Below are 12,239 nucleotides of genomic sequence, written 5' to 3'. Positions count from 1 at the left end.
TAAACAAGTAACTACAGGAGCAGTACAATAAGTAGATGCACACTCAATTTGGGTGTGTTATCTCTGTGCTGTTTGGTGTAGTTAAGGTTTCTAGCGGAGCCTCTGTGCAAGCTGAATTAGTAGGAGAGCACACCTTTCTTTTTTAACTAACATTCTGTTAGCTGCTCCGCAGGAATCAAAAAACAAATATATTTATGAAAACGTTTTTAAAATTTTCAATGATTTTTCTAGTGGCTTTATCTATGCTAACATCATGCAATTCATCAAGTCAGAAAAACAAAAATGAAGAAAATGAATCAACGAGAAAGATTGAAGTTGAAAAAGATGTCGACACGGAAAGGATTGAACAAATAAAAAAAGTCAAGTATTTTTTGAATAACCCTTCAGTTACAGACGAGAATGGAATCAACTACGATTTAGAAGTTAAAACCAATGAAATTAAAAGAAAGAAAATCTATGAATCTGAAAAAATACATTATGTAAGTAGATACGACAGTATATACATAATTGTAAGTTCACATCAAATACAAGAAGAGTTTCAGTTGATTTCAAATGGCGATATAAAAGATGTTATAAAGATTAAAGGATATTATTTTGAATCTAAAAGAAGTGATCGAAATGGCTATGGAGATTATTGCAGTGACAATTTTACTTTCTATCCAGAATTAAACACCGAAGAGACAAAAAAGAATAGAATTTCTGACTTTACAGGTGTTAACTGTGGTATGGGAAGTGAGATAAATAGTAGAGTCAAAAATGAAAGGATTAAGGCTGTTCAGTCTTCTGGAATTTTGGTTTCTAATAATTATTAAAAATATCCAAATATCTCATCACTCTCTTGCGTAAAAAAGAGAGTGATGTTTTTATAAAATTAAATCTGATGAATCAATTAACAAAAGCTATCACTAAAGGGGCTATTTCTCTTTTCGCTCTCGGAATAGGAGTTTTTTTAGGAAAAAAATCTATTAAAAATTTCAAACAAATCAATCAGGAAAAGAAGAATAAAAATGAAAAATAACTGGATTAGAAATAGTACAAGAACTGTTGAGAATCTATTTGATAACATAGACTATGTATTTTCAAAGACAAAGATTTACAAATCAGGTAAAAAAACTGGAAAACGTATCAATAAAATAATTGATAGTTGTATTGATTTTATTATTCCAAAAAATGGTGGGGGTAATAAAAAATAGTTCATATATTCTGACTAAATCATTAGGGGTGAATCAAGTAAAATACCGTATCAAATACATTTTATTCATTTTGAATAAAAACAAACCAACCCAAAACTAATTGGGTTGGTTTGTTTTTTTGATAAAATATATAATTTAACTCGCTTTTTTATGCTCTAAAGATTTTACATATGTAACGTACTCTTTAATGTTTACATCATAAACTTTAATGATATAATTTACAACTGTTTTAGTAGTAGAACTATTAGCATAATAATCTCTTTTAAAGGTGTTTGGGTTATATATCCCTTTATTAAAATCTTTTACGGGAATACTTCCATCTTTCATTTTAAACCTTTCATTGTTATAAGCGTAGTGACACAAGAACTTACATGTAGCTTTCTGATCAAAATTGGCATAAATAATGTTGTCTTTACTGTCAATAATTACATGAGCAGATTTAGTTACTTTTGAAGGTTTACTGTCTGAAAAATTTATAATTTCTCTACCTGTTTCTGTTCGAACCTTTATTTTTTTAGCTTTTGTAAATGTATCTGAATGTTTACATAAAGAATCGTAAACATCAGTAATTTTTAAATCGGGTTGATCTGGAGTAAACTTGTCATCAAGTGACTCTAGCTTAAAGTCCTTATCACATAAAAATATTTGCTCGATAAAAAGTATTCTTTTGTGATCATGTAGGTTCTTGTAGGTAAGATGTTCTGCTGTTTTAAAAGCAGACAATAAACAGCTATCTAACCTTTTTAAATCTTTTCTGAGTGCATTAAGTATTTTTGACACTTCTGGAAGTTTATTCTTTTTTGGATCATTCAATATCCCTTCGACAAATTCTGTTCCAACTTGAATATCGCTTTTCTTCAGTTTAATTTTTAAAGAATTATAAATAGGTTCTAAATGAGCATGAGTTGATCTTGAAGATGGATTCATATGATCTTCCAACCTTTTAAAAATCTTATTTGTAAAATTTTTAAATTCAGTATTACTATCAGTAAGGTCAGAATATTCTGGCGGTATTAAGCCAGCATCTAGTTCCATTCCAGACAATAATTTATCGCTTCTTAATATTCTAGGAATAATAATTCTCTCATGAGACCTTACCTCACCATTTTTATTCTTTCTCATTGGTCTATAGATGGTTAGTTTACTTAGCTGATCTTCTAAATCTTCTAAATCCTCTTCTCTTATCAATTCTTCATCAGAAAACTCCTGCTTTAATTCATCCTTAGATTGCATAGACTCAATATGATTAATACTGTAACCAATTTTTTCAAATTGCTGTTTAGCCCACATATTTTTTAGACATGAAACAATTTCATCATTGATGAAAGTAAAAGAAACACTTGTTGATGCCACTTCTTTTATAATTCCAATATTCTTTTGAGATAGATAATCTAAAGCTCTTAAGTAGTTTATTCCTTTTAAATATTTATCCTTAGTAAGGTAAGAAAAGGGGCTTACGTAATTCGCAATACTTTTAAGGTAACTTGGGGCTTTGAAAGGATCAAAATCTATATTGTCATTGATCAGGAATCTTAAAATTTCGATAGCCTTCTCTGTTCCATACCAATAAGATAGTTTTAAATGGTAATGAATTAATTTATCTATAGCTCTCTCATGTGAGACATGAAAATCTCCTTCTACTTCATATTTCCCATTCTTTAAATCTACAACCTTGAAGTTCCCTACACTAGTACTTAAAGGATCAGTTATAACTCCTGACGCTCTTACGAACACTCTTTTATCTGGGTCTAATTGATTTTCTAAATAATTTAAAACTTTATCATCATCCAAGAAATTTTTAACTACTTTATTCTCTATAGGAAGATGTTCTTTAGAAATATCTTTTAAGGGTTTAGAATCATCTATATGTTTAACTATAGATAAAATCCCTGCATCTTTAGCTAAACAATGATATCCATCCATGGAATAAAACCAATCTTTATAAATGTCTGTTTTCTTTTCAATACTTCTTATTACAGCGTTTTCATCTTTACTTTGTTGCATTTTTTTCTCAATCATCTCTTTTGTTACTTTACTTGGGTTTTTTCTAATTTCATTTAAATAATGAATCTGTTGTTTTTGCATTACTTGTTCTATTATGTTCGCTTCTCTATTTTTATTAGCAGATAATAAATGGTGGTTATATTTATTAATACCCAAAATAACATTCCCTGCATTTCTCAAATCAAATTTTCTTGAGTTATTACTTAAGTCTGGTTTAAATATTTTAGGTAAAAACACGGTACAATTGCAGCATCTATTTCTAAACCTGTTTATCGTTTGGATAGCATCTAATGCACTCACTTTTTTATGCCTATTACCAAGATCTATTACTACAGCATATTTCTGCGAAGAGATCCCTCCTTTGGAAACTTCGTCTTTGGAAATACCATCCAAATAAATATTGATTCCATTGATAAAACATGTCGTAGCAAGTACTATATCATACTCCCCAAACTTACCAGCTAAGATGTTCTCTGTACAGGATCCTTTAGAACCAGAATAGAACAATCCAACTTTGACATCTGATGAAATCTTAGTCTGAAGCTCCCTTCTGTAGTCATCCATTTTTTCCTTATTATTGAAAACTTGTACGACCTTCCTGTCCTCTTTAAGGTATTTTTTAATTTGAGAAATTACCGTTTCATCTCTACTTTTTGTATCAGTAGTATCCAAATGTGTTAAATACATTTTAGGAGTAACTTTATATTTTTTGTCGATTTTTATGATTTGAAATAAATCTTCGATTGATTGCTCTTTCATTAATTCTGGAATTACTAAAGCTTCTACATTTGGTGTACCCGTCATAAAGATAATCTTGGTTTTCGAATTTCTTTTCTTGGCTACAAATTCGATCAAATAATTAATCAACTTAGCAATTACATTTGCTCTATAGTTTAATCCATCCGACAATATGTGACATTCATCAATAACAACATAGTCAAATGTAGCCATATCTTCATGAGAAATGTTTAGTATTTGGTTATAGGTAGTTAAAATCGCTAATTCTTTATTTTTTGGAATTTCTGTACCTTTTAATGTCTTTTGGTAGTTCAGTTTAATCGTATCTTTGTCTGAATCTTTAAAACTATTAAGTGTTGCTTCTACAGTTGAATTTACAAACAGCTGTACTTCATTTTCTTTTTGCTCATTGCTGTTCCAAGCATCAGCTGCTATCTGATCTCCTATACTTTTGTAAGGCATGCCAATAGCAATTCTTCCAGGCATTTTATATTTTAAATTCCCTGTAATACTGTTTTTACCAGTCATTAATGTTCAGAATGAGTCGTTACTTCATTCCCGAAAGCATATTTATAATATCTTTCTGCTTATAGTTTCCTATAAGATCGGACTATATCTTTACCTGTTCTAGGCAACATTCACTTCCACCAGACTTCTGGCGTACTCCCGCTAGGGATAGTCTCTGAACTTTCTAATTCTCTACAAAGACCCAAGTGTGGATCTCATGCTTTATTATATATTAATAGACGCACTCCACAAGTGGGTCATTTTAAAATATCATGAATTAGTTTAGCTGCTGATTAGCAGACTTAGCGCAAGTTTTTTATTGTTCACTTACGTACCTTCATCAATTTTTCAAATTGATTGTGGCTGTAGCTTTCCAGCAATTCAAATGTTTTATTACTCAAGACTCCCATCTTGAGACGGCACTTCATTTACCGCACTGGCTTCGTAAAAAGAAAACTCTTTTATCAGCATATTTCTCTTGAAAAATACTATGCATTACATCTTTATCTAAATAATCATTTGGTCCTAATGATACTTCTGGAGTAATGCTGTCAAATTTTTCTATTAGAGGCAACCTTAACTTTTTCTTGTCGAGATACATCGTTATGTCGTCTAAGAATTCAGCAAGATTTTCTGTGTCATCATCCAAATTTTTATTACGAATGTAAGTTTCGTAGTAATCATTGATAATTTTAAAGTCTGATAAATTTTTAAAGGAAGTTCCAAAGTTATCAGAAATAAAATCATTAACAATAGGTAACTTTCTCACTTTATCATAGAAGGGGGCTGGTGTTAATGATTTAAGCATTTCTTGACTATAATCATTTATAGATTTAATAGCCCAACGATAATCATTATGATCCTCGTCTAGTTTGTTAGAGCCTTCAGGAATTAATCTTTTAATTTGCTCAATAGCTAAATCTTCAAATACTCCATATAAAGCCCAACTTAATTTTTGAAGAGAATGATAACTATCAAACTCTTTCGAGATCCAATCTTGAATTCGAGAATCTTTATGGCTCTCCTTCTCTATAAAATCTACTACTTTTATAAATTTCTCTTTCTCAAATTCTAAGTCAAAATTATATTTCCCTTTTTTCAGTAGTAGATTATAAGCCTGTACTTGACAAGTAATATTCTGCTCTTTCATTATTCTATCAACTTCAACTTGTCGCTTCGAGATTTTTTTAAGAAGTTTTTCACTAGCTAGTTTCCTTTCATTTTCAACTATTTCAGTATAAGAAGACAACCTTGAAGCATCATATTTAAAATCGATCTCTTTATTTGCAATAAAAGGAATATAAGTCAAACGTTGAGGGTCATTAGTCGCTGAATCTATTCGTTCTTTAAGTTCAGGAAATTTAGTTTCTAATTCTTTCCTTGCTCCTTGATACCATGTTTTATGATGCTTTTCAACAACTTCTTTATCTTCTGAACCAAAATCTCCTTGAAAATCAGGGTTCGAAATATCCACTTGACAAAATAGCTTGAACCCTTTACCTCTAGGAGATACAAAACCCATATAAGGCTTTATATTTTTAGTTCCTTTCCATACTTTTTCCATCCAAAAAATAGCTTCTTCTTTGTCTTTAAACTTATCGAAATCAAAACAAAATTTACCTGTATGTTTGAATCTCATTTTGTCATTGTCTCTAGTATTGGTTTTAAGTGATATCATAATAGCTGGTAAAAATGGTTTTACAGCTGACAGATCTCCTCCTGAAACGTCTAATAATTTTTTAATGGATGCCTTAGGGTTAGTCATTTCATCAATTAACTCTTGTTCTGAAATTTTTTCTGCTCTTTCTTTATTGCCTTTACTGTTTCTTCCAAAAGATCTCGTACTGGCACCCCAAAGTTTAGAGTACCCTAAGAAATTATAAAGAAATTGTTTTGATGTAGTGGATTTTAATTTATCAAGTTCATAAAGCTCATCTTTATGTTTTGCTAAAAAATTAGAGCAATAATCTAACGTGCTAATTTGCTTGTTACGTTTTGCAAAGTTGTTTACGAATTTGTCTAATAAAGTTTGAGTTTCTTCATCTAGTTTTTGGTATTCTGCGTATGCAGTTAACCTAGTGTAAATCTGCGGATAGATTGTATGAGTTGAAAAATAATAATAGTTTTTACTCATTGTTTAATTTTAATATTGAGTGTATCTTTTATATGACCCAAGTGTGGAAAACATGCTTTATTATATATTAAAAGCGTGTTTCCTCAGATGGTCCAGATCAGAAACCTATAAAGTTCATTTATAGATCAATTTTATAGCTTAAGCTATTTATAGTAAGTATTTCAGGATTTATTCGCTGCTGGTCCTTTTGAAAGAACTAGGTTTAATTAAATACCTATTTTGGTCTTTAATAACCTTCATTATATACAAGGCGAACACGATTTAATCGCTTTGAGTGAGGGAATAACTCAAAAATGGTCAGTTTTTAATATTTTTGTTGCAGGGTCTTATTACTGGATGGATAGCCTTACTGGAAACAGTAAATTATGTCTAAATTAAGTAAGAAGAAATTCTTGGAAAAGTTCAGCTCTTTTCCAAATTTTCATAGAAAAATTTTAAAACAAGGAGGTGTAGAATGGGATTTATTAATTAGCCATCCTCAAGATTATTACACTGCGAATAGTGGGTCTGTTTCTGGTATGATTTATTATAAGGATACTGTATCTTTTGCAAAAAAACATCATTTATCGATTTTACAAGTTCTGGATGAATTTGAAACAAATTGCGGGAAACTAGAAAATAAGCCTAGTCCTCAAGATGAGACACAATATTTCAATTGGCTCTCATGGTTTGCTTGGGAAAGTATGATGAGTGAAATTATTGCTTTTAGCGAATACTAGCCTAGATAATCAGTATGTGACAACTTTCACATACTGATTATTTTTTTGTTCAAAAAAGAGCAAGATAGTTTTTCATTTAAAATGTAAAAGGAAAAGAACGAAGAAACACTATTAGTAAATTAAAATAATTACTATAAACTTCCTGAATATCACATATTAAACCTATTTAGTTTTTGCACAACCATTGCATCATTAATTTTTTACATTTGTAGTGATGAAATTTTTAACACTTATCCTATCATTAACTATGCTGTTTCTATCATTGAAACCATGCTCTGATGGTCAAAATATTGACGACCAGCATCAAGATGAAATAAGTTTGAATCACAATCATCAAGATGATAGTGATGATTCCTGCCCAGCTACCTGTATTTGTAGTTGTTGCGGAATGTCAATAACCTACCTATCTCTGGAGCTTTACGATTTAGATAATAGTGAAAAAATATCCACGGAAATAGTTTCTTTATATCAATCAAATTATAGATTTGATTTCCATTCTTCTATCTGGCAACCGCCAAAAATGATTAGCTAAAAACAACACGATATTAAAATCAATTTTTAGTTAATCATATTTATAATTTCAATGAATAAATACATATTGAGTGTCAAACTCATTTTAATTTTTTGCCTTTCAATACAGGCACAAACATCAGATATAAAAATCAAAGTAATAACAGAGCTTGAAAACGAACCTTTAATAGGTGCAACGGTTTACTTTGAAGCCTTAAAAAAAGGTGAAGTAACAAATATTGAGGGTATTGCAGAGTTTTCAAAAATCCCAAATGGTAAACACCTAATTACAATTTCTTTTTTAGGATTTGAAACATTAGAAGCTACAATTCAAGTTCCTAGTAACAAGGTTTTGGTATTTGAACTAAAGGAAGGAAACCAACTAGATGTTATTACCTTACAATCAACAAGAAGTACTAGAACCGTCAAGAAAATACCTACACGCATTGAATTTATTGGTGCTGAAGAGCTTGGTGAAAAGACTATCATGAATCCAACAAATATCTCTATGGTACTTCGTGAAAGTACAGGAATACAAATGCAACAAACCTCTTTGAGTAGCGGTAATACCAATATCAGAATTCAAGGATTAGATGGTAGATACACCCAATTGTTAAGAGACGGGTTTCCATTATACAGTGGCTTTTCAAGTGGCTTAAGCATTCTACAAATACCTCCTTTAGACTTAAAACAATTTGAAATAATTAAAGGTAGTTCATCAACACTCTATGGTGGTGGAGCAATAGCAGGTTTAGTAAATATGGTGTCTAAAACACCCGAAGAAGAACCTGCATTGGATATAATGCTCACCCAAACACAAGCATTAGGAAGTACAGCAAATGTGTTTTACAGTAAACGAGGTGAGAAGTTTGGTTTTTCGCTTTACGGCTCTGGTCATTATCAAAAAGCATTCGATCCAGAAAATGATGGTTTTAGTAATTTACCAAAAACAACATCAATTTCCTTCAACCCAAAACTGTTCTACTACCCATCTGAAGAAACAACAATTTGGTTTGGATTAAATGGCACCTATGATGATAGGATTGGTGGAGATATTAATAAAATTGAGAATGGTGAAGATGGTATTCATCAGTATACTGAAGAAAACAATTCAAAACGATTAAGCAGTCAGTTTGTCTATGAAACGCAATTAGATTCTATAAGCTCATTACAGTTCAAAAACAGTATCTCGTTTTTTGATAGAAGTTTAACCGTTCCTGATTTTAACTTTGATGGGAAGCAAGTAAATACCTTTAATGAATTAACATATAACAAAGAAACAGAAAAAGTAGACTGGATAATTGGAGCAAATTTATATAGCTCAAACTTTGATGAAAATGATAATGCTCCTTTACAGCGAGATCAAAAAGATGTCACTTTTGGAGCTTTTGTAAATAACATCTATGATCTTTCTGACAATTGGATATTAGAAACTGGTCTACGTACTGATTACAATACAGATTTTGGTTTCTTTCCACTACCAAGAGTTTCCTTGCTTTACAAAAATGACAATGGATTTTCAAGTAGAATTGGAGGTGGATTAGGGTATAAGATACCAGATATTTTTACCGAAGAAGCAGAGTATATCAATTTTGAAAATGTACTTGCTATTGATAAATCTACGATAGATGCAGAGCGTTCCTACGGGGTTAATTTTGATGTAAACTATCAAACACGATTATCTGATGAGATCGGTTTCTCAATAAACCAACTGTTTTATGTTACAGCTATTAATGATGGATTGCTTCTAAACTCAACAAATAATGGCTTGTTTAGGTTTGAAAATGCACCAGATAAAATTTTAAGTAAAGGAGCAGAGACAAATATTAAGTTTACTTATAAAGACTTCCGTTGGTTCTTAAATTATGCACTTATAGATACTAAGCTAAATTACTTACCTGGTAACCCTCAAAAACCCTTGACAGCTAAACACAATGCAGGAAGTGTATTCATGTATGAGTCAGAAAAATGGAGAATTGGTTATGAAACTTACTATACAGGAAAACAGTTTTTATCTAACGGAGCAGAAACTACTGATTTTGTGACTATGGGATTGTTATTAGTTCGTAATTTTAAGTTTGGAAGTGTATTTGCTAATTTTGAAAACTTTACAGATAGAAGACAGAGTAGGTTTTCTCCATTAGTATTACCACCACATGAAAACCCTGTTTTTCCTGAGATTTATGCTCCAACTGATGGTTTTATTTTTAGTTTAGGGGTTATTATTAAGCCTTTTGGCAACAACGATGATGATTAATGACACAAACTATAGAAGAATTATTTGAATCAAAAAGTATACGTATTACGGCAATGCGTTTACTGATTTATAAGTTTTTAGCAGAAAAACAAATCGCAGTAACGTTAAGTGATATAGAAAATGCTTTTGATAAAGCAGATAGAACAACACTATACAGAACCATAAAAACCTTTGAAGAGAAAGTCATTGTTCATCAAATAGACGATGGTACAGGAATTACGAAATATGCGTTATGCGAAGAGGGATGTAATTGTGATATAAAAAACGATTTGCATTTACATTTCCATTGTAATAATTGCAATGAAACCATTTGCCTAACAGAACATAAAATACCACAAATTAAAGTACCTGATGGCTTTGTTTCGGAAAATGTAAACTTGGTTGTAAAAGGTATATGTGATAAGTGTAGTGGATAACAAATGCACTTCCATTGCACTTACTATTAAATTACTTTTATCCAAAATTAGTGGATATGAAGTTTAATACTAAAATACCTAAACATATCAAACAGGCTTATAACGAAGAATTAAAACAATACAGTTTCTGTTTAGAAAATGAGCAGTTTGGTAATGCTTGGTTTCATTTAGAACGCAGTCATATAATAGGACAGTCTTATCTTGTAGAACATACCTATTCACATTGGCTAATGCTAAAGTTTGGATTTAGACAAAAAGATACTAGAGAAGTATTCGGTCAAATTATTAGATTGCTTGTTGGTGGTTGGAAATCATTCATAAATCACGTTCCTCTTGGTAATACAGGTGGCGCAAACGTACCACCATTAAAACGTATGCCTATTCCAAATGACATTGAAAAATTATTAGATATAGAATGAAAAATAAATTAGCGGTTACAAGTATTCTAACAGCAATCACAGCTTCATTGTGTTGCATCACACCTGTTTTGGCATTAATTGCAGGAACAAGTGGTGTAGCTTCAACTTTTTCTTGGATAGAACCATTTAGACCTTACTTAATAGGGCTAACTATATTAGTTCTTCTCTTTGCTTGGTATCAAAAATTAAAACCAGAAAAAGAAATCGACTGTGAATGTGAAACGGATAAAAAACCAAAATTTATTCAGTCAAAAACCTTTTTAGGAGTTGTAACAGTATTCGCAATAGTGATGTTGGCATTTCCATACTACTCAAGTATGTTTTATCCAAATTCAGAGAAACAAATTGTTGTCGTTGATAAATCAAATATCAAAACAACAGAGTATAAAATAAGTGGAATGACTTGTGCCAGTTGTGAAGCTCACGTAAACCACGAAGTAAATAAACTTAACGGAATTGTAAACTCAAAAACATCATACAAGAATGGTAACGCAATCATTGAGTATGACCAAACTAAAACTAATGAATTAGAAATTGAGAAAGCAATTAATTCTACAGGTTATAAAGTAACTGATAAAAATTAAAATTGATGCAAACTATATTAAAATCTGAAATCACTTGCCCAACCTGTGGTCATAAAAAGGAAGAAGATATGCCAACAAATGCCTGTCAATTCTTTTATGAATGTGAGAAATGCAAAACAGTTTTAAAACCAAACAAAGGAGATTGTTGTGTGTATTGTTCTTATGGTACAGTTCCTTGTCCACCAATTCAACAAAATAAAAGCTGTTGTTAATCATTAAATGAAAAAAAAGAAAATCAATTTAAGAGATTTAAACCCAAATTCAGAAAAACAACATAACCATGATCACGGGCATAATCACGACCATGGAGATAGTAGTTCTTTCAAAACCTATATACCTGCAATTATAAGTTTTACAATGCTTATTTTAGGGATAGTATCAGATTATTTCGATATTCTCTTCTTTAAAGATTGGGTTCGTATTTCGTGGTACAGTATTTCATATCTACCTGTAGGTTTTCCTGTAGTAAAAGAAGGGTGGAGCAGTATCAAAAAAGGAGATGTATTTACTGAGTTCTTTTTAATGTCCATTGCAACTATTGGTGCATTTATCATTGGTGAATACCCAGAAGGTGTTGCAGTGATGTTGTTCTATGCAGTTGGTGAACTATTTCAGGAAGCAGCAGTTAAAAGAGCCAAAGGAAACATTAAAGCATTATTAGATGTTCGTCCAAAAGAAGCCAATGTATTTCGTGATGGTGATTTTACAAGTGTTTCCCCAGAAGATGTAACTATTGGAGAGAAAATTCAAATTCGTGT

Annotated in this window: 12 protein-coding genes and 1 pseudogene; 11 read left to right on the top strand and 2 right to left on the bottom strand. The window is 31.0% G+C overall.

What is annotated here, in order from left to right:
• The first annotated feature begins 194 nt into the window (after positions 1-194).
• The 3 genes from AAON49_RS00420 (at position 195) to AAON49_RS00410 (ending at position 1,193) form a co-directional block, all read left to right on the top strand.
• Entirely contained in the window at positions 195-812 is a 618-nt protein-coding gene (locus AAON49_RS00420) for a hypothetical protein (protein ID WP_349551807.1), read from the top strand.
• 68 nt (positions 813-880) lie between these two features.
• The gene (locus AAON49_RS00415; RefSeq protein WP_349551805.1) at positions 881-1,018 is read left to right on the top strand and encodes a hypothetical protein; all 138 of its coding nucleotides are present in this window, start codon (positions 881-883) and stop codon (positions 1,016-1,018) included.
• The gene (locus AAON49_RS00410) at positions 1,008-1,193 is read left to right on the top strand and encodes a hypothetical protein (protein ID WP_349551803.1); all 186 of its coding nucleotides are present in this window, start codon (positions 1,008-1,010) and stop codon (positions 1,191-1,193) included. The genes AAON49_RS00415 and AAON49_RS00410 overlap by 11 nt, the downstream gene beginning before the upstream one ends.
• Positions 1,194-1,328: 135 nt before the next feature.
• Here the strand turns inward: AAON49_RS00410 and AAON49_RS00405 are convergent, their stop codons facing one another.
• Both AAON49_RS00405 and AAON49_RS00400 read right to left on the bottom strand, forming a co-directional pair.
• Complete coding sequence (locus tag AAON49_RS00405) at positions 1,329-4,421, bottom strand: DEAD/DEAH box helicase family protein (protein WP_349551802.1); 3,093 nt, start codon at positions 4,419-4,421, stop codon at positions 1,329-1,331.
• Positions 4,422-4,866: 445 nt separating this feature from the next.
• Positions 4,867-6,576, bottom strand: a complete 1,710-nt coding sequence (locus AAON49_RS00400; protein ID WP_349551800.1) for a BT4734/BF3469 family protein — start codon at positions 6,574-6,576, stop codon at positions 4,867-4,869.
• A gap of 365 nt (positions 6,577-6,941) precedes the next feature.
• On the opposite strand from AAON49_RS00400, the gene AAON49_RS00395 reads away from it, so the two are divergent.
• The 8 genes and pseudogenes from AAON49_RS00395 to AAON49_RS00360 all read left to right on the top strand — a co-directional run.
• A complete protein-coding gene (locus AAON49_RS00395; protein WP_349551798.1) occupies positions 6,942-7,295 on the top strand; it encodes a DUF7222 domain-containing protein in 354 nt (117 codons plus the stop codon).
• 214 nt (positions 7,296-7,509) lie between these two features.
• Complete coding sequence (locus AAON49_RS00390; RefSeq protein ID WP_349551797.1) at positions 7,510-7,827, top strand: DUF6660 family protein; 318 nt, start codon at positions 7,510-7,512, stop codon at positions 7,825-7,827.
• Positions 7,828-7,878: 51 nt separating this feature from the next.
• Positions 7,879-10,062, top strand: coding sequence for a TonB-dependent receptor (locus AAON49_RS00385; RefSeq protein ID WP_349551795.1), 2,184 nt, complete (start codon positions 7,879-7,881; stop codon positions 10,060-10,062).
• The gene (locus AAON49_RS00380) at positions 10,062-10,478 is read left to right on the top strand and encodes a Fur family transcriptional regulator (protein WP_349551793.1); all 417 of its coding nucleotides are present in this window, start codon (positions 10,062-10,064) and stop codon (positions 10,476-10,478) included. Before AAON49_RS00385 ends, AAON49_RS00380 begins: the two co-directional genes overlap by 1 nt.
• Positions 10,479-10,534: 56 nt before the next feature.
• A complete protein-coding gene (locus AAON49_RS00375; RefSeq protein WP_349551792.1) occupies positions 10,535-10,897 on the top strand; it encodes a DUF3703 domain-containing protein in 363 nt (120 codons plus the stop codon).
• Positions 10,894-11,481: a mercuric transport protein MerTP gene (merTP, locus tag AAON49_RS00370; RefSeq protein ID WP_349551791.1), complete on the top strand. Its 588-nt coding sequence runs from the start codon at positions 10,894-10,896 to the stop codon at positions 11,479-11,481. The genes AAON49_RS00375 and merTP overlap by 4 nt, the downstream gene beginning before the upstream one ends.
• 5 nt (positions 11,482-11,486) lie before the next feature.
• Positions 11,487-11,693 (top strand): GDCCVxC domain-containing (seleno)protein, encoded by a 207-nt coding sequence (locus AAON49_RS00365; RefSeq protein ID WP_120201171.1) that lies wholly within the window; start codon positions 11,487-11,489, stop codon positions 11,691-11,693.
• Between the two features lie 7 nt (positions 11,694-11,700).
• Positions 11,701-12,239 (top strand): annotated as a pseudogene (locus tag AAON49_RS00360) (heavy metal translocating P-type ATPase); the annotation flags it as partial.

The sequence above is a fragment of the Pseudotenacibaculum sp. MALMAid0570 genome, assembly GCF_040151415.1.
Taxonomy (GTDB): domain Bacteria; phylum Bacteroidota; class Bacteroidia; order Flavobacteriales; family Flavobacteriaceae; genus Polaribacter.
Note: the sequence above shows the minus strand (reverse complement) of the source record. Positions and strands in the feature narration are given on the sequence as shown.